12 protein-coding genes are annotated in these 18,324 nt (G+C 65.7%); 6 read left to right on the top strand and 6 right to left on the bottom strand.

Annotated features, from left to right (window positions below):
* The first annotated feature begins 134 nt into the window (after positions 1-134).
* The 5 genes from IT41_RS06735 (at position 135) to IT41_RS06715 (ending at position 9,683) form a co-directional block, all read left to right on the top strand.
* Positions 135-1,019, top strand: a complete 885-nt coding sequence (locus IT41_RS06735) for an alpha/beta hydrolase (RefSeq protein ID WP_052081321.1) — start codon at positions 135-137, stop codon at positions 1,017-1,019.
* Positions 1,020-1,866: 847 nt separating this feature from the next.
* Positions 1,867-3,432, top strand: a complete 1,566-nt coding sequence (locus IT41_RS19400) for a transposase (RefSeq protein WP_052081320.1) — start codon at positions 1,867-1,869, stop codon at positions 3,430-3,432.
* 108 nt (positions 3,433-3,540) lie between these two features.
* On the top strand, positions 3,541-5,256 hold the full coding sequence (locus IT41_RS06725) for a type I secretion system permease/ATPase (RefSeq protein WP_081967483.1): 1,716 nt from the start codon (positions 3,541-3,543) through the stop codon (positions 5,254-5,256).
* Between the two features lie 2 nt (positions 5,257-5,258).
* Positions 5,259-6,605, top strand: coding sequence for an HlyD family type I secretion periplasmic adaptor subunit (locus IT41_RS06720; protein WP_052081319.1), 1,347 nt, complete (start codon positions 5,259-5,261; stop codon positions 6,603-6,605).
* A 33-nt stretch (positions 6,606-6,638) separates the two neighbouring features.
* Positions 6,639-9,683 carry a CapA family protein gene (locus IT41_RS06715; RefSeq protein ID WP_036739751.1) on the top strand — a complete coding sequence of 1,015 codons (3,045 nt, stop codon included), beginning with the start codon at positions 6,639-6,641 and terminating at the stop codon, positions 9,681-9,683.
* Between the two features lie 94 nt (positions 9,684-9,777).
* Here the strand turns inward: IT41_RS06715 and IT41_RS06710 are convergent, their stop codons facing one another.
* Both IT41_RS06710 and IT41_RS06705 read right to left on the bottom strand, forming a co-directional pair.
* Positions 9,778-12,270, bottom strand: a complete 2,493-nt coding sequence (locus IT41_RS06710; RefSeq protein ID WP_036739749.1) for a GcvT family protein — start codon at positions 12,268-12,270, stop codon at positions 9,778-9,780.
* Between the two features lie 153 nt (positions 12,271-12,423).
* Positions 12,424-13,434: a 2-hydroxyacid dehydrogenase gene (locus IT41_RS06705; RefSeq protein ID WP_036739741.1), complete on the bottom strand. Its 1,011-nt coding sequence runs from the start codon at positions 13,432-13,434 to the stop codon at positions 12,424-12,426.
* A gap of 91 nt (positions 13,435-13,525) precedes the next feature.
* Here IT41_RS06705 and IT41_RS06700 point away from each other — a divergent pair, with 91 nt between their 5' ends.
* The gene (locus IT41_RS06700; RefSeq protein WP_331435277.1) at positions 13,526-14,131 is read left to right on the top strand and encodes an SH3 domain-containing protein; all 606 of its coding nucleotides are present in this window, start codon (positions 13,526-13,528) and stop codon (positions 14,129-14,131) included.
* 44 nt (positions 14,132-14,175) lie between these two features.
* On the opposite strand, the gene IT41_RS06695 is transcribed toward IT41_RS06700, so the two are convergent.
* The 4 genes from IT41_RS06695 to IT41_RS06680 form a co-directional block, all read right to left on the bottom strand.
* Complete coding sequence (locus IT41_RS06695) at positions 14,176-14,949, bottom strand: class I SAM-dependent methyltransferase (RefSeq protein ID WP_036739735.1); 774 nt, start codon at positions 14,947-14,949, stop codon at positions 14,176-14,178.
* 219 nt (positions 14,950-15,168) lie between these two features.
* A complete protein-coding gene (locus tag IT41_RS06690; RefSeq protein WP_036739732.1) occupies positions 15,169-15,606 on the bottom strand; it encodes a hypothetical protein in 438 nt (145 codons plus the stop codon).
* Positions 15,607-15,623: 17 nt separating this feature from the next.
* On the bottom strand, positions 15,624-17,657 hold the full coding sequence (locus IT41_RS06685; RefSeq protein WP_036739730.1) for a M3 family metallopeptidase: 2,034 nt from the start codon (positions 17,655-17,657) through the stop codon (positions 15,624-15,626).
* Positions 17,658-17,687: 30 nt separating this feature from the next.
* A partial coding sequence (locus tag IT41_RS06680) for a HesA/MoeB/ThiF family protein (protein WP_036740010.1) occupies positions 17,688-18,324 on the bottom strand: 637 nt, incomplete at its 5' end.

Below are 18,324 nucleotides of genomic sequence, written 5' to 3'. Positions count from 1 at the left end.
GGGATCTGGCGCAAGGCTGACCGCGCGCCGCCATGCCCGCCGGGATCGCGGATGGGGAACCCGCAGCATCGGTCATCTGTTGGCTGTGGGGCCCGACCCGGGCGCCCCTTCACAACATGACAAGGAGCCGGACAATGCGATGGAAACCCCTGTTCCGCCTGCGCCGCACGCAACGATCGATCGCCGCCGCATTCCTGGGCATGATCGGCACGGCGACCGCCTCGGCCTATTCGGGCGAGGTGCTGCGCCAGATGGCAGATGTCGACGGCCAAAGGCTGCAGGTCTTCAGCTATCGCCCCAAAGGCTGCGCATCGCCGGCGATCCTGATGATCTTTCACGGCAACAGCAGAACCGCGGAATCCTATCTCGAGGCCGCCATTCCGCTTGCCGATCGCGGCTGCTTCGCGCTTTACGCTCCGCTTTTCGACAGAGACCGCTTTCCCAGCTGGGCCTATCACCGCGGCGGCGTGGCCGAGGACGGCCGCCTGCGCTCGGAAGAGGACTGGACCGTCGATATGGTGGATGATCTGCTGACATGGGCCAGGCAGCAGGAAGGCCGCCCCGATGCCCCGGGCTACCTGTTCGGCCATTCGGCGGGCGGGCAGTTCCTGTCGCGCGTCGCGGCCTATGGCATGCCGGCCGGCGTGCGCCGGGTCATTCTGGCAAATCCCTCGACCTATGTCCTGCCGACCCGGAACGAGGACGCGCCCTATGGCTATGGCGGGCTTGCCGAGGACGAGGAAACGACCGGATGGATGCGCGACTATCTTGCCGCGCCGATCACCATCTATCTGGGCGAGCGCGATACCGGAGACGAAGACCTGACCATGACCGATGCCGCCATCCGGCAGGGAAGAAACAGGCTGGAACGGGGCGAGCTGACCTTTGCCAAAGCCAGGGACATCGCAAAAGAACGCGGATGGAGTTTCAATTGGACACTGGTCGAGGCGCGGGATGTCGGCCATAGCGCCCGGGGAATGCTTCAGGCCGAAGAAATGACCGAAGCTTTGGGATTTTAAGAGAAGAGAATCGATCCCAGTCAACCCAGGCGATAACTGAACCGATTCGACTTAATAACGAACTTGATGGTTTGAAATAACCCGCAGAACGGTTCCTATTATCGCTTTACAATTCCGATTATCGCAACTCCGCAGGTTGAAACTTCCGCGGGGGTTTCGATAAGCGAATAGCCGCCGGTAACGGATCTTGCGCCGGCTGTTTTCAGCCTATCAAAGAAAGGAAGCACCTGCCGCCTCGCGCAGCGAAAGCGGATGCCACGCGGACGCTTGTGAAGCCGCCAATCTGCCAACAAGCTCCGAAAACGGCATGGAATTGAACCGCAGAAGTCTGATTAATATATGAAATCATTGGAAGGCCGCGTTTTTTCACGAACGAATCGGCACGGAAACCCGGACCGGGCAGGGACAAGCCCAGACTCAAAAGACAAGCCCGGCACCCCAGGACAAGCAGATTTTCGCCCGCCTTTCCTGGGCCGTCCGCCAGCAATGGAATAAAACTCAATCAGGACGATTTTGCGCCTTCCCGGATGCAAGAGCTGATGCGAATCAGCCCTGAGAAAAAACCTTCTGTCGCAAATAGATTATTTTAATCGATAAAAGCATGGCCGTGTGAGCCGTGGCGGGCCGTCGCGCCAGGGTTTCCCAATTAGGTTTGTACCAGGAGGTTTAGGGCATGAAACGCATCACGATTGGCAGAAACCGAATCTCTAGGGCGAAAAGAGCGTTCAGCACTCGCCGCGTTCCGCAAAAAGCATACAGGACGCTTATCTCCGGCGATATTTCCCCCAATCCCGGAGATCTGACTCTTGCGCGAATTGACGAGATTGGAAAACAAACCAAGCTTGAATTGTTCGACGGCCGCCGCGCGCATCTTTTTCCGGGCGACGAGATCATCGTCTGCTTTGGAAACCGGTACGCCCCCGACCAGTACGAGGCCCAGATCGGAACCGATCTGCTGCCCTGCGATCTGGTCGCCGCGGGCGGCCTTGCGGCGATCGAACTGTCGCGTCACCAGCGGATGAAGCCGCCCACCAGGATCACGCCGCTGGGCATTCTGGGCGATGCCGAGGGCAACCGCCTGAATGTGATGCAATTCGGTGTCCAGGCGCCGGAATTCGCCCCGACCATCCCGGCGATCCTGTCGCTGGGCACCTCGATGAATGCCGGCAAGACCCTGACCGCGACCTCGCTGGTGCGCGGCTTCAAGCGCATGGGCTACAAGGTGGCGGCGCTGAAGATCACCGGCACCGGCGCCGGCGGCGACATGTGGATCGTGCGTGACGCGGGCGCTGATATTTCGCTGGATTTCACCGACGCAGGCCATGCCAGCACCTATCTGGTCAGCATCCCGGAGATCGAGGCCGCGACCAACCGCCTGATGAACCATGCCGCCGCGCAGGGCTGCGAGGTCGCGGTGATCGAGATCGCCGACGGCCTGCAGCAGCTCGAGACCGCGCAGCTGATCCGCAGCCCCAGCATCATGGATTTCACCATCGGCACGGTCTTCGCCGCCTATGATGCGATGGGCGCGAAATACGGCTTTGATATCCTGACCGAGGCCGGCCATGACGTGCTGGCGCTCAGCGGCCGGCTTGGCCGCTCGCCTCTGGGCGTGCGCGAGGCGGAGGCCGCGACCGGGCTGCGCGTCTTTTCGCCCTGGGAATTGCAGGACGGGGCGCTGATGGGCGCGATCCGGGACCGCGCGGCCAAAGCCAGCGCGATCAAGGGCGACCGATGGCCGACGCTCAAGGCGCTGGCGCAATCGGTCGTGCCCGACAGTATCCTGCTTGGCAATATGGTGCCGGTCGGGATGAGCGCCACCGAATCGCGCCGGATCGGCTTGTCCGGCACCTCGCTCGCGCGCGATATCCTGGCCTGCGCGGCGCATCACCAGATGGACATCGATGCCGACCGGATCTGCGGGGTCGGCTACGGTCAGCGCGACAAGAAGCGCCGGGACTGGCGCAACGGCGTGCGCCCGCGGCAATGGGTGACCGATTTCGGCGTGATCGAATTGCGTGTCCCGCGGCTCAAGAATGCCGGCTACGAGCCCCCATTCCTGGGGATGGCCTCGGCACCCGCCGGTGCAGTGAAGGCCGTGATCGATGCCTGCCCCGCCGAATTCGAGACCGCCATCGCCAGATTGCTGTCCAGCCTCGCGCCCGGCCGGCGCGGTCAGGAGGATCTGTCCGATCTGGCCCTGAACATTCGCGACCTGCTGAACGCGGCGCGGCTGCACGGCGTTCCGGCCCATGACGCAGCGCCAGCGCCGTCCTGGTCGCGCACCCCCTGGAGCGGCGACGAGGCCCTCGCGGACGAGGATGAGGCGCTTGATGACGCCCTCGAATTCGAGTTCGGGCTGAACGGCGCAGTGGCCGATCCCGCCGGTCGGCGGATCGCGGCGGCCGAATGAGGTGCCCCGTGGCCGGACCGGCAGCCTTCTGCGCGCCGGCCCGGCCCGATCCGCCCCCGCTGACAGCCGCGGGATTAACGACGACATGTTCTTGAGTGATCCATTCTGATGGCAAAGCGAAGAAAAGCCGGAACCGAGACCTCGCTTGCAGCGGCCTGGCGGATTTCCCGTCCCGGGCTCGCGGCAGTGATGATCTTTACCGCATGTTTCAATCTGCTCAAATTCGCCATGCCGCTTTATCTGATCCAGGCGCTGGACCGGGTCCCGGCAAGCCGCAGCATCGAGACGCTGGTCATGCTGACGATCATGGTGGTGATCGCCACGGCATGCGGCATGGTGCTGGATGTGCTGCGGCGGCGCATGCTGGTCAGATGGGGCGTCTGGATCGAGCGGCGCTTTGGCCCGCCGATGGTGGACCGGGGGCTGGCGGATAGCCGCCTTGCCGATCAGACGGCCGAGATCAGCAGTTCGCTGGGCTATGTCGAAAAGCTGCGCGGCTTCGTCTCGGGGCCGATGGTGTCATGGCTGGACCTGTTCTTCGCACCGCTGTTCTTTCTGGGCATCTTCCTGATCCATCCACTTCTGGGCGTGATCGGCCTTGCCTCGCTGGTCCTGCTTGCCGTCGTCGGGGTGCTCAGCGATACGCTGACCCGCGATGCCCGGCGCGCCTCGGGCGATGCCTATCGCGAACAATCCGAACTGGTGCAGGCGGCGGGCCAGAACAAGGAAAGCGTCGGCGCATTCTCAATGGCCCGCACGCTGACAGAACGCTGGCGACGGACCGCCTCGGCGCGGCTTGACGAAAAGCAGCAGGTCGAGGACCGCCATATCCTGTTCAAGACGCTGCGCCGCGGTATCGGCCAGTTCCTGCGGATCGCGATGATCGCCGTGGGCGTCTGGCTGGTGGTCATCGGATCGCTGACCTTCGGCGGCATCTTCGCCGCCCGGATCATGGCCGGCTTCGGCTATTCGCTGGCGAATGACGCGATCAGCAACTATCGCAACCTGCGCGAAACGCGCAACGCCTATGCCGCGGTCAAGAAGCGCCTGGCGGATGAGCCCGCTGCCGAAGCCTCGGCCCAGGTCGGCGTCACGGCCGCGCCCCTGATCATCGATCAGATGAGCTATCGCTATCCGGGGGAAAGATCCTATCTTTTCAACCGCCTCAGCCTGCAGATCGCGCCCGGCGAATTACTGGTGGTGAACGGCACGGCGGGCACCGGCAAGACCACGCTGTCGCGGCTGCTGGTCGGCGTGCTCGAGCCACGCGAGGGCCAGATCAGGCTGGGCGATGTCGAGATCGCGCGCCTGCCGGCGCAGATCCGCTCGGGGCTGGTCGGCTATCTGCCGCAGCATACCGAACTGTTCACCGGCACCCTGCGCGAGAACATCGCCCGCATGGGCGAGGGCGATTTCGACCATGTGGTGGATGCCGCCCGGATGGTCGGTTTTCACGACCGGATCATCCAGATGTCCGACGGTTACGACACGCTGATCGACGGCACCAGTTTCGGCATGTCGGGCAGCGAGCGCAAGCGCATCGCGCTGGCCCGCGCCTTTTATGGCAGGCCGCGCATCCTGGTGCTGGACGAGCCCTCGGCCAATCTGGACAGCGCCTCGCGCCGGCTGATGGAGAACGCCCTGGCCGAACTGAAACGCGGCGGCGCCTCGATCGTCGTCACCCAATCCATCCATTCGGCGCAGATCGCCCGAATGGCCGACCGCTTTCTGGTTCTGGGCGGCAAGCGGTCGCATGAAGTCACCGAAAACACCGGGCGCGAAACGCTGATCCGCGCGCGCGACCATCTGAGAAGCGTGACCTGACCATGACCGAGATCCCGAACAATCAAGACCCCGACCGCACGAACGACGCTGGCGCTGACGGCGACGGCTATCCTTTCGGGCGCGGGCTGACGCTGGCCGGTTTCGGCATTGTCGCGGTTTTCCTGGGCACCTTTTACGCCTGGGCCGCGACCGCACCGCTGCAGGGCGCGGTGGTCGCGCCCGGAATCGTCAGCGTCGATACGAATGTCCGCACGGTCCAGCATCTGGAGGGCGGCATCATCGACCAGATCCTGGTTCGCGAAGGCGACAAGGTCGAGACCGGCCAGATCCTGATCCGCCTGCGCAATACGGTTCCCGCCTCGAACCTGAACGAGGCGCGGGCGCAGTATTTCGAGGCCCGCGCGACCGAGGCGCGGCTGCTCGCCGAACAACGCGAGGCGCCAGAGATCGACTTTCCCGAGGAGTTGACCCGGAAGATCGGCGATCAGGCCGCGCAGGACGCCATGGCCGGCCAGCAAAGCATCTTTGAAAGCCGCCGCACCCTGCTCGCGGACCGGCTGGCGATCTTTGGCCGCAGCACCGCCGGTCTGGAAACCGAGATCGAGGGGCTTCAGGGACGGATCGCCTCGTCGGAAAGCCGGCTGGCGCTGCTGGACGAGGAAATATCGGATGTGCGCAGCCTTTATGAACGCAAGCTGACCGACAAGCCGCGCCTGCTGCAATTGCAGCGCGAACAGGCCGAACTCCAGGGCGAGATCGCCAGCTATCGCGCCGCCATCGGCACCGCCCGCCAGAAGATCGAGGAAAACGCGCTGCGCCGCTCGGAATTGCGCAATGCCCGCGCGACCGAGATCGTCGAACAGCTGCGCACCAGCCGCGCCCGCGCCTATGAGCTTGACCAGCGGCTTGCGGCGGCAAGCGACGTCATGGGCCGGACCGAGATCCGCTCGCCGGTGACGGGTGTGGTGACCGGGCTGCAAGTGCATACCGTGCAGGGCGTCATCGCCGCCGGCCAGCCCCTGATGGATATCGTCCCGGTCAGCGACAAGCTGGTGGTGCAGGCCACGATCGATCCGCTGGATATCGACCAGGTGTCGCAGGGTCAGGACGCGCAGGTCTGGCTGTCGGCGCTGAACCGGCGCAGCCAGATCCCGATCGGGGCCATCGTGCAGACCGTCTCGGCGGACCGGCTGATCGATGCGCAGACCGGCGCGGCCTATTATTCCGCGCGCATCGAACTGGATCGCGCCGAGGTCGAAAAGGGCACCGTTCCGATGCAGCCCGGGATGAGCGCCGAGGTGATGATCCATACCGGCGCCCGGACCACGCTGGATTACCTGTTGTCACCCATCACCCGTTTCATGTCGCGCGCCATGCGCGAAGGTTGAAGGCGCGAGCTTTCGCGAAGGAGGACCAATTTCATGATGATCGTTGAACACAAACTCTTCCAGCCCGGCAATATTCACACCCGCCGCAGGGCCATCCGGCTGCAGATCGAAGGCGCGGCCGGCCTGACCGTGTCCAATGCCGCGATCCGGCAGTTGCGGCGCGGCTTCCGCCGCGTCCGCCCCGGGGCGCTGGACTGCCCGGCATGGCGACGGCTGGTCAATGCGACGGCGCCGGTCCCCGCCGCCGGCGTGGTCGAGGTTGTGGCGCTGGTGCTGCAACGCTATTGCTACTGGCCGATCAGGTTCTGCGCCTGGCGCGAGATGCCGTCCAAGGCCCGGGACACGGCGCCGGGCGAGCTGGAGCGTCTGGGCATCGCGCTTTATGAAACCGCGGCCGAGGCGGTCGGTCTTGCCGCCGGCGAGGCGGCGATTTCCCTGGTGCAGGCCATGCTGGACGGCAAGCAGGCCGATGAGCTGTTCGAACTGTTCGGCCAGCAGATCACGCTGCTGCAGAAGCGCACCGGGGCCGAAACCCCGGCCTCCGACGCGCTGATCCTGGCCGCGGTCGCGGTCAGGCGCGGCATTCCCTGGTCGGTGATGCACCGCTCGCATTATGTCCGGCTGGGGCTGGGCAGGAACTCGCATGTGGTCAAGGGCACGGAATCGAGCAATACCGCCTCGATCAACCGCGCGATGGTGCGCGACAAGAGCATGACCCACAGCATTCTGAGCAAGGCCGGATTGCCCGTCGCCCGGCAACTCGCGACGACCAGCGACAAGAAAGCCGCGAAATTCGCAAGAGATATCGGCTTTCCCGTGGTCGTCAAGCCGCGCGACGGCAATATGGGCAAGGGCGTCACCGTCGGCGTGCAGGACAGGACGCAACTGCTGGCCGCCTTTGAGCGCGCACAGAAGATCTCGCCCCATGTGGTGATCGAAAGCCTGATCGAGGGCGAGGAGTATCGGCTGATGGTCGTCAACGGCACATTCGCCGGCGCCGTCCATCGCCAGCCCGCGCAGATCACCGGCGACGGGGTTTCGACGGTCACTGAACTGGTCGCCAAAGAGAACCTGCGCCCGGAACGCGAAGCCTGGCTGCGCGGCAGCATGTCGGTCTTGAAGCAGATGCAGATCGACGATGATGCCCTGGCGCTGCTGTCCGAGCAGGGGCTGGATCCGCAGAGCGTGCCCGAAAAGGGCGACAAGGTCTATCTGCGCCGCGAATCCAATGTCTCGCGCGGTGGCGAGGGGTTCGACGCCTCGGATCGCCTGCATCCCGCCAATCGCGAGCTGGCCGAACGCGTGGCCCGCGTCGTCGGTCTGGATGTCTGCGGGATCGACTTCATTTCCAGGGATCCATCCGTGCCATGGCAGGAAAACGGCGCCGCGATCTGCGAGGTGAACAGCCGTCCCGGCATGGCCATGCATGTTCACGCCATGGGCGACAAGGGCGACCGGATTCCCGCCGCCATCATCGACATGCTGTTCCCCGAGGGACGCTCCGGTCGCATGCCGGTCATCGCCTTGCTGGGCGAAGCCGATCAGACGCGGGGGCTGCGCGACCAGATCCTGGCCGCCGCGACGGCGGCGCAGGTCCGGCTGGGCCTTGTGATCCCTTATGAAACCGAAGCCCCCATCGAAGAGCCCGGGGTTCACCTTCTGCACAGCGTGAGCGCGCTGGAATGGGAAACCGAGATCGACGCGGCGCTGATCGAGACCACGCCGGCGCAGCTGATCGGCGATGGGCTTGGCCTTGAACGGCTTGACCTTGCCGTGATCGCCGCGCCTGACGATGCCGGCGCAGAGCGGCAGATGCTCGCCGCGCTCGACCGGATTGCCGGTGATCGCAGGATCGCGATCGGCGACCCGGCCGCATTGGCGGCCGCGACATCCGCGATCGGCGTGACCGGCGGCCCGCAACTGGCCACCGACGCCGGGCGCACCGACGCCCCCCCCGCCGCGCCGCATGCAATGCCCCAGGACGGCGCGTTCAATGTGCTGTTCCTGGGCGATGTCGGCTTCGGCGAAAGCTACATGCACCACCCGCGCATGGCCGGGCTGCAGGAAACGCTGGGCAAGCATGGCCACGGCTATTCGCTGGCCAATCTCCACGGCATCCTTGGCGCCTCCGGCCTGACCATCGCCAATCTCGAGGTGCCGCTCTGCGCGCGACCCGATCCGGGTCTGCAGGGGCACAAGAAATATTTGGGCTGGTCGGACCCGGAACAGACCGTCGCGGCGCTGAAACAGGCCGGCATCGGCGCGGTCACATTGGCCAATAATCACAGCCTCGATTGCGGCAAGGAAGGCATTTCCGAAACTTTCGCGCGGCTGCAAAAGGCGGGCATCGCGGCTTTCGGCGCGGGGTCGGATGCCGAAACCGCCGGGCATCCCTTCATCCATCGCTTCCGGATCGGCGGCGCCGAGCGCGCGCTGGTCGTCTTTGCCGGCTTCGAGTACCGGCGCAGCTATGATCGCCGCTTCAACTGGTATGCGCATGGCTGTCGCGGCGGCATCGGCATGATTTCACCGGAACTGGTCGCCGGCCATATCCGGACGCTGCGCGATATTCTGCCCAACCCGATCTTCGTCGCCTTCCCGCATTGGGGCACTGATTACGAAGAGGTCACCACCAAGCAGCGCGACACCGCGGCCGCGCTGGTGGCGGCGGGGGTCGATCTGATCGTCGGCCACGGCGCCCATATCGCGCAGGCGGCCGAGGTGATCGACGGCTGCCCGGTCCTGTTCAATATCGGGAATTTCGTCTGGAACACGCCGGGGCGGTTCAACCGGCGCGATGTCCTGCCCCTGGGGCTGGCGGTGAGCCTGAGCATCCAGCCGGACATGCGTCACGGTCCCTCGCTGCGGGTCTATCCGATCATCACCGATAACGACCGCACCAGATTTCAGAACCGGCCGGTGACCGAGGAGGAACTGGCCGGCGCGCGCGATCTGCTTTGCTCGGGGCTGCAATTGCCGACGCGCACGGGACGGGATGCGGCCGGCTGGTATGTCGGGATAGACCTGCCTTCCCGGGCGGTGACAGGCTCAAGACGCGATCCCGTCGCCGCCGAATGATTTCGCGCACGGTGCCCGCACCCGCGAAACGGGTCTGACCAAAGCAAATGGCCCGCATTGCGCGGGCCATTTCCAGCTTTCGGGAGGCGCGCGATCAGCCATCCACGCGGATGCGCGCATTGGTCGGATCATAGGGGCTGTCCTCGGCCACCTCGGCATCGAACAGTTCGCGGAACATGCGGATTTTCAGCTTCGTGCCCGGCGCGGCCAGATCGGGACGGACATAGCCCATGCCGATCGACTTGCCAAAGGCCACCGACCGGCCGCCCGAGGTCAGACGGCCGATGCGGGTGCCGTCGGGCAGGAACAGCCCCTCGCGCCCCCAGGGATCGGCGCCCTCGGGGCCGTCGATCAGCAGGGTCACGCATTTGCTGCGGATGCCCTTGTCCAGCATCGCCTGCTTGCCGCGAAAATCCTTGTCCGAATCGACGAAACGATCCAGCCCGGCCTCGAGCGGCGTGGCGTCGCGGCCCAGTTCGGTGCCAAAGGCGCGATAGGATTTTTCCTGACGCAGCCAGTTCTGGGCACGCGCGCCGACCAGTTTCATGCCGTGCTTTTCGCCCGCCGCGACCAGTTGGTCCCACAGGTAGCGGCCGAATTCGACCGGGTGATGCAATTCCCATCCCAATTCGCCGGTATAGGCGACGCGGATGGCGCGCACCGGGCACATGCCCAGTTCGATATTGCGCATCGAGAGCCAGGGGAAACGCTTGTTGCCCAGGACCGTTGCCGGATCGGCATCGCGCAGGATCTCGTTCAGGATGGCGCGGCTGTTCGGCCCGGCAATGGCAAAGACGCCCCATTGGGTCGAGATGTCCTGGACGGTGATCGCGCCGAAATCACCCGTCCTGTCCTCGGCCAGCTTGCGCAGGTTGTCGCCGTCGTAATCCGTCCAGGCCCCGGCCGAGATCAGGTAGTAATCGTCTTCGGCCAGCCGCACGATGGTATATTCGGTATGCGTGGTGCCGGTCGCGGTCAGGGCATAGGTCAGGTTGATGCGGCCGACCTTGGGCAGCTTGTTGGTGGTCAGCCAGTCCAGGAAGGCCGTCGCGCCGGGACCCGAGACGCGATGCTTGGCAAAGGCGCTGGCATCGATCAGGCCGGCGGTTTCGCGGATCGCGCGGGCCTCGTCGGCGGCGTATTGCCACCAGCCGCCATGCCGGAAGCTGCGGCTTGCGTGATCGTCGAAACCGGCGGGCGCGTAATAGTTCGGACGTTCCCAGCCATTCACCTGCCCCATCTGCGCGCCGGCCGCGATCTGGCGGTCATAGGCGGGCGCGGTGCGCAGCGGCCGGGCCGCCTCGCGCTCCTCGTCGGGGTGATGCAGGATAAAGACGTGCTCGTAGCTTTCCTCGTTCTTTTTCGCCGCATATTCGGTGGTCATCCAGCCGCCGAAGCGGCGCGGGTCAAGGCTGGCCATGTCGATCTCGGCCTCGCCCGCGGTCATGATCTGGCTGAGGTAATGGCCGACGCCGCCGGCGGCGGTGATGCCGAAGCTGAAGCCCTCGGCCAGCCACATGTTGCGCAGGCCGGGCGCGGGACCGACCAGCGGGTTGCCATCGGGCGTGTAGCAGATCGGGCCGTTGAAATCGTCCTTGAGCCCCACGGTTTCCGAGGTCGGAATCCGGTGGATCATGGACATGTATTCCTCTTCGATGCGCTCCAGATCCAGCGGGAACAGATCGGCGCGGAAGGATTCGGGCACGTCGTAATGGAACCGCGCCGGGGCGTTGCGCTCATAGGGGCCCAGGATCCAGCCGCCGCGTTCCTCGCGCACATACCATTTGGCATCGGCGTCGCGCAGCACGGGATGTTCGGGATTGCCCTCGGCGCGCCATTTGACCAGCGCCGGGTCGGGTTCGGTCACGATATACTGATGCTCGACCGGGATCGCGGGGATCTTGATGCCCAGGAGCCGCGCGGTGCGCTGCGCGTGGTTGCCGGTGGCGGTCACGACATGTTCGGCGGTGATCTCGAACACCTCGCCCGAGGGGATCAGGTTGCCGCCCTTTTCCACCATGCGCTCGACGGTGACGACCCATTCCGAGCCGGTCCAGCGATAGGCATTGACCTGGATCTTGCGCTCAATCGTGCAGCCGGCCATGCGCGCGCCCTTGGCCATCGCCTGGGTCACGTCGGCGGGGTTGATATAGCCGTCGGTGGGATGGAACAGCGCGCCCTTCAGATCCTCGGTCCGGACCAGCGGCCAGCGTTCCCTGATCTGGGCGGGCGTCAGGAATTCATGTTCGATCCCGACCGTCTCGGCGGTGGCGGAATAGAGCATGTATTCGTCCATGCGCGCATCGGTCTGGGCCATGCGCAGGTTGCCGCAGCGGGTAAAGCCCGCGTTCAGCCCGGTCTCGGCCTCGAGCCCGGCATAGAGTTTCACCGAATAATCGTGGATATGGCTGGTCGCGTAACCCATGTTGAACAGCGGCAGAAGCCCGGCCGCATGCCAGGTCGAGCCGGCCGTCAGCTCATCGCGTTCGACCAGCATCGTGTCCCAGCCCGCCCTGGCCAGATGATAGGCGATACCGCAACCGACGGCGCCGCCGCCCACAATCAAGGCCTTCACATGGGTCTTCATGGCAAGCGACTCCTTTCGCGCATGGCTTCTGGTCGGATTAGTGACAGAGCATGCCACGACCCGCATGTTGGCCGCGACATTTTCTTGTCGAAAAACGACATGACGCAAATCTCCGACGAAACGGCCGCAGATCTTCGCCCTATCGCGACCCTGCTAGAGCATCGAGGGCAGCACCAGATCCGGTGGCGGCAGCCCGTCGGCGAATGTGCGGATATTGACGATCACCTTTTCGCCCATCTCGACCCGCCCCTCGATCGTGGCCGAGCCCATATGCGGCAGCAGAACGACATTGGGCAGCGCGCGCAGACGGGGGTTGATCTCGTGCCCGTGCTCGAACACGTCAAGCCCGGCGCCCGCGATCTCGCCCGCGCGCAGCATCCGGGTCAGGGCGTTTTCGTCGATCACCTCGCCGCGCGAGGTGTTGATCACCACGGCACTGGGTTTCAAGAGCTTCAGCCGCCGCGCGTTCAGCAGGTGAAAGGTCGCCGGCGTATGCGGCGCGTTGACGGACACGATATCGGCGCGCGCCATCATCTGGTCCAGGCTGTCCCACCAGGTCGCCTTCAGCTCGGCCTCGATCTCGGGGCGCAGGCGGTGGCGGTTGTGGTAATGCACCTTCATGCCAAAGGCATTGGCGCGGCGCGCGACCGCCTGCCCGATCCGCCCCATGCCAAGGATGCCCAGAAGCCTGCCGCCCAGACGCCCGCCCAGATGCGAGGTCGGCGACCAGCCGCCCCAATGCCCGGCCTGCATTTCGGCCATGCCCTCGGGGATGCGGCGCGTGACCGCCAGGATCAGCGCCAGCACCATGTCGGCCGTGTCCTCGGTCACGGTGCCCGGCGTGTTGCTGATAAGGACGCCGCGCTGGCGGGCGGCGGTGACGTCCAGATTGTCGACCCCGGCGCCGTAATTCGCGATCAGCTTCAGGCGGCCGCCCGCCTCGTCCAGCATCGAGGCGTCGATCCGGTCGGTCACGGTCGGCACCAGCACATCGGCCCCACGCATCGCCGCGACCAGCTCATCGCGCTCCATCCTGATGTCCTCGCGGTTCAGCGTGACGTCGAACAGCTCGGCCATGCGCGCCTCGATCACCTCGGGCAAGCGTCTGGTCACGATAACTTTAAGGCGCGAGCGGTTCGGATCGGTCACGTTACCAGCAGGCATCGTCGCTCCTCTCTTCCATAAACAGGCGGGTTTTGGCAAAGTGCCCGCGATGAGGGGCGGGCACAAGACCCCGGCAGATCAGGACGGGCAGATGAAGACAGCAAAGGCTTGGCCGGGCGCGGCCGTAACGGTGTTCGCGATGGCGTTCGGCGCGGGCGTGGGCCTTGCGCAGGGCACCGGCCCGGGCGTGGCGCCGGATGCGGCGAACATGCCGCCGGTATCGGCCGATGCGCAGATCAGCCGCAACCAGAACGGCCAGCAGGAGCCGGGCCGCGGATCGGTCACCAACCTGCCGGTCCCGCGCTATGTCAGCCTGAAAGGCGACGAGGGCAATGCCCGGCGTGGCCCCAGCCTGTCGCACCGCATCGACTGGGTGTTTCGCCATTCCGGCATGCCGCTGCGGGTCACCGCCGAGTTCGGCCATTGGCGCCGGGTCGAGGATCAGGACGGTGCCGGTGGCTGGGTGCATTACGCGCTGCTGTCGGGCGTGCGCACCGCCATCGTGCAAAAGGATATGCTGGATCTGCTGGCCAAGCCCGATCCGCGCTCGAACGTGGTGGCCCGCGCCGAGGCCGGCGCCATCGTGCGGCTGCATGAATGCACCAATGACTGGTGCCGCGTTTCCGGCGGCGGCGAAAAGGGCTGGGTGCTCAAGACCGCAATCTGGGGCGTGGACGCGGACGAGATCCGCGACTGAGCCGCGCGGAACCGTCACGCCGCCAAAGGCCAAGGCCGGGCCGGTCAGCCGGCCTTGCGGATCACGACATGCCCCAGCGACACGCGCATCCATTCAAAGCGCGAGCGTCGCGGCGAGCCGGTTCCGAAACTGCTATGGGTCATGTCCTCGGCGCCGCATTCATCGATCAGTTCCTTGACGAAACCGACCATGCCGCGATCATGGCCGTGAAAGCGGCTGCGCACGAGATTCCAGCGCATCCAGCCCACCGCCTTGCGCATCGGCGTCACGGCCTTGACCGCGTCGGATTTGTGCAGCCGGTCCAGCACCCGTTCATGCCATGACAGCCCGACCTGTTCGGGCCGGTAATGCCTGCCGTCGGGATAGTCCTTCCAGTAGCCGGTGCCCCAATCCTCGATAAAATAGTAGCCGCCGGGTTTCAGGTGGTTGTCGAACAGATGCCAGAACGAGATCCGGGCCAGCTGGCCGACATGGGCGGCATCGTCGATAATGACATCGAAGCCCTCGGGCGCGCGCTCGGCCGCGATCCGGTCCAGCAGCGCCTTGTCCTGCTGTTCGCCGACATAGCACCTGACCCGCTCGCTGGCGAAGACCGCATCGCAGGGGTTGATGTCGAGCCCGGTGATTTCCGCATTGGGCAGCCAGGATTCCCAATGCTTCAGCGAATCCCCTTTGGCGATTCCAAGTTCCATGAACTTCAGCGGCTGCTGACGCATGGGGCCCAAATATTTGTCATAATTCACGAAATAATGGGCAAGGCCCATCTTGTCGATCGGAATGTCCCCGACGGTTTTTGGCACCGCCACTTCAGCAAGCATCTTTCCCCCAACTCTTGAAACGCGCAATGGAAAACGACTGTCCGCCGCGTCAGGGTAAGTCATGCGGCCCGATGCGATCAAGCGGTTTGATCGGGGCTGGACCGGTCCGTTTGGACAGTTCATGGCCCGAAGCCCGCGTATCCGGCGGGACGGAACGCGCCGCCGCCGGGGCAAATCCCGCATATGAGGGCCTGCCCCGGTCTTGCTGCCGCGTCGCGGTCACATGGTCTGATCGACCATCACATTTGAACTGGCCGCCGCCCTCATGCACTGGAAATAGGTCAGCGTCAGCGAATCGTCGGTCATGCGCAGGGTGCCGTCCGGCCGGGTCTGCAGATCGACGATGCGGTTGCCATCGGCCGCCTCGCCTTCGCATGCTAGAGTCACCCGCGTCTGGTTGGCGCGCTGTTCGGAACTGACCGCCGTGCAGCTGGCGCCGGCGAACAGGAACTTGTTGCCGTCGATCACAAGACGCTTGTCGCTGGTCTCGTCGCCGCAATTCGACTCGAGCAGATTATAGGTGCCGTTCAACGCGCTTTCCGGCGCGACCGGGCCGGGGGTGTCCTCGGGGACCGCCGGGGCACTGCCCTGCTCGCATGCGGCAAGGCCCAGCACCGCCGTCGCGGCAAGCGCCAGAAGAGGTTTGGATAGGGTCATGTCGTCCTCCCGTTTGTTCAGGGTCCGGCCACAAGGCCTCTGCCCCGCAACAACGCGTCAACCCCCGGGCGCCGTTCCCGAAATTTCAGCCACAGCTCATCGGCCGGCAAAGAATCGCCTTTCGACAGGATCCAGCGTTCCAGTTTTTCAGCAGTTTCCGGGTCAAAGGCGTCGCCCTTCTCCATGAATGCCTCGAACGCGTCGGCATCCATGACCTCGGACCACATGTAGCTGTAATAGCCCGAGGAATAGCCGTCGCCCGAAAACACATGCGCGAAATGCGGCGTGGCGTGGCGCATCGGGATCGCGGCAGGCGCGCCCAGACCGGCCAGAACCTCGGCCTGCCGCGCCATCGGATCGGCGGGCGGTTCGCCCCGGTGAAAGGCCAGATCGACCAGCGCGCTTTCCAGATATTCGACCGTGGCAAAGCCCTGATCGGCATTGCCAGCCGCGATGATGCGGTCGCGCAGGGCGGCGGGCAGCGGCGCCCCGGTTTCGGCGTGGCGGGCATGGCGGTCCAGCACCTCGGGCTGTTCCAGCCAGTGCTCGAACAACTGGCTGGGTAGTTCCACGAAATCGCGCGCGACCGAGGTCCCCGAGATCGAGGGCCAGGTCACATCCGACAGGATATTGTGCAGCGCATGGCCGAATTCGTGAAACAGCGTATGCGCATCGTCCCAGGACAGATAGACCGGCGCGCCCTTGTCCTCGGGCGGGGTGAAGTTGCAGACATTGACCACGATCGGGTGCTGGCCCGCGCCGATCCTGTGCTGCGATTGCAGGGTCGAGCACCACGCCCCCGAGCGTTTGCCCGGCCGGGCGTGGAAATCGCCCAGAAACACCGCCAGCAGCCGGTCGCCGCGCGTGACCCGCCAGGCCCTGACATCGGGCGCCCACAGTTCCGCGTCGAGCGCGCGCATCTCCAGCCCGAACAGGCGGTTGGCGGTGTCGAACACCGCGCCGATCATCGCATCCAGCGTCAGATAGGGCTTGATCTCGGTCTCATCCAGATCGTGCTCGGCCTTGCGGCGGCGCTCGGCATAGAAGCGCCAGTCCCAGGGCGCCAGCGCGCCATTCACGCCGTCGCCGCGCAGCATCTCGGTGAAGCGCGCGGCATCCTGTTCGGCGCGGGCCCTGGCGGGGGCCCAGACCTGCATCAGCAGCGCCTCGACATTTTCGGCATTGCCGGCCATTTCGGGCTCCAGCTTGTAGCTGGCAAAGTCGGGGTAACCCAGAAGCCGGGCGCGCTCATGGCGCAGTTGCAATATCTCGGCCGCGATGGGGCGGTTGTCGGTCGCCGCCCCTCCCGCGCCCGAGCCGTCGCCGCGTGCCGCCCATGCCCGCCAGGCGGCCTCGCGCAGGGCGCGATCCTCGGCATATTCCAGGAACGGCACGATGAGCGAGCGGTTCAGCGTCACGATCTGGCCGGGCAGGCCGCGTTCGCGCGCCGCCGCCCGCATGGCGCGGATCAGCCAGTCGGGCAGGCCCGCAAGCGCGTCATCCGCCACCGCCATGGTAAAGTCCCGCTCATCGGTCAGCAGGTTCTGCGTGAAATCGGTCGAAAGCACCGCCAGCCTTTCGCGGATCGCGGCCATCCGGTCGCGCGCGGCGCCGGTCAGCCCCGCGCCCGCGCGGCGCAGGCCGCGCAGGGTCAGTTCGGTCAGGCGGCGATCCTCGGGCGACAGATCGTCCATGTCCTGCCGAACCGCCTCGACCCGGTCGAACAGGCGCGGGTCCATGCTGACCCGGCTGCCATGCGCCGCCAGACGCGGCGCGATCCGGCGCTGCAGATCCTGCCGCGCCGGGTTCGAATCGACCCCCGCCAGGGTGAAAAAGATCGCGCAGAGCCGGTTCAGCGGCTCCTCGGCGGTTTCCAGCGCGGCGACGGTGTTGTCGAAATCCGGCGGCTCGGGATTGGCGGCGATGGCCTCGACCGCGTCGGCCGCCAGCTTCAGGCAGGCGTCGAAACCCGGGGCGAAATCCTCGTCCCGGATCAGATCGAAACGCGGCAGGCCCAGCGGGCCGGTCCATTGGGTCAGTTCAGGGTTCATCGGGGCATCCTTTCGGTTGCCCGGAGTGTTTCAGCCTGCGCGGAAATGTCCAGAGCCGCAGACGGGGCAATCCGCCCGTCGCGCGATTTTCATCAGCCGGTTTTCGCCGTAGAGCCCGTCAAAGATCAGCATCCGCCCGCGCAACGGCTCGCCCGCGCCGGCGATGAGCTTGATCGCCTCGAGCGCCATCATCGAGCCGATCACACCCGGCAGCGGCCCGACCACGCCGGCCTCGGCGCAGGCCGGGGCAAGACCGGACGCCGGCGCCTGCGGAAAGATGCAGGCCATGCAGGGCGCGCCGCGCGCCGGGTCCCAGACCGTCAGCTGCCCTTCCCATTGCGCGATGGAACCGGCGACCAGCGGCACGCCCGCCGCCACGCAGGCCATATTCACCGAGGCGCGGGCGGCGAAACTGTCCGTGCTGTCGATCACCAGATCATGTTCGGCGATCAGCGCCGCATCGTCTTGCCCGATAAAGCGGTTCAGCGCGGTGACGCGGATATGCGGATTCAGGGCCGCCATGGCATCGGCGGCGGCATCGGCCTTGGACCGGCCGGCATCGCGGCTGCGAAAGATCACCTGCCGCTGCAGGTTCGACAGGCTGACCCGGTCGTCATCGGCCAACGTGATCCGCCCCACCCCCCCCCCCCCCCGGCAAAGACAGACC

Source organism: Paracoccus halophilus (genome assembly GCF_000763905.1).
In the GTDB taxonomy this organism is placed as follows: domain Bacteria; phylum Pseudomonadota; class Alphaproteobacteria; order Rhodobacterales; family Rhodobacteraceae; genus Paracoccus; species Paracoccus halophilus.
Note: the sequence above shows the minus strand (reverse complement) of the source record. Positions and strands in the feature narration are given on the sequence as shown.

What these genes read in the sequence shown, in the direction of transcription:
- IT41_RS06735 (WP_052081321.1), top strand. Translation starts at nt 135, where the DNA reads ATGCGATGGAAACCCCTGTTCCGCCTGCGCCGCACGCAACGATCGATC.
- IT41_RS06725 (WP_081967483.1), top strand. Translation starts at nt 3,541, where the DNA reads ATGGCAAAGCGAAGAAAAGCCGGAACCGAGACCTCGCTTGCAGCGGCC.
- IT41_RS06720 (WP_052081319.1), top strand. Translation starts at nt 5,259, where the DNA reads ATGACCGAGATCCCGAACAATCAAGACCCCGACCGCACGAACGACGCT.
- IT41_RS06715 (WP_036739751.1), top strand. Translation starts at nt 6,639, where the DNA reads ATGATGATCGTTGAACACAAACTCTTCCAGCCCGGCAATATTCACACC.
- IT41_RS06710 (WP_036739749.1), bottom strand. Translation starts at nt 12,270, where the DNA reads ATGAAGACCCATGTGAAGGCCTTGATTGTGGGCGGCGGCGCCGTCGGT.
- IT41_RS06705 (WP_036739741.1), bottom strand. Translation starts at nt 13,434, where the DNA reads ATGCCTGCTGGTAACGTGACCGATCCGAACCGCTCGCGCCTTAAAGTT.
- IT41_RS06700 (WP_331435277.1), top strand. Translation starts at nt 13,526, where the DNA reads ATGAAGACAGCAAAGGCTTGGCCGGGCGCGGCCGTAACGGTGTTCGCG.
- IT41_RS06695 (WP_036739735.1), bottom strand. Translation starts at nt 14,949, where the DNA reads ATGCTTGCTGAAGTGGCGGTGCCAAAAACCGTCGGGGACATTCCGATC.
- IT41_RS06690 (WP_036739732.1), bottom strand. Translation starts at nt 15,606, where the DNA reads ATGACCCTATCCAAACCTCTTCTGGCGCTTGCCGCGACGGCGGTGCTG.
- IT41_RS06685 (WP_036739730.1), bottom strand. Translation starts at nt 17,657, where the DNA reads ATGAACCCTGAACTGACCCAATGGACCGGCCCGCTGGGCCTGCCGCGT.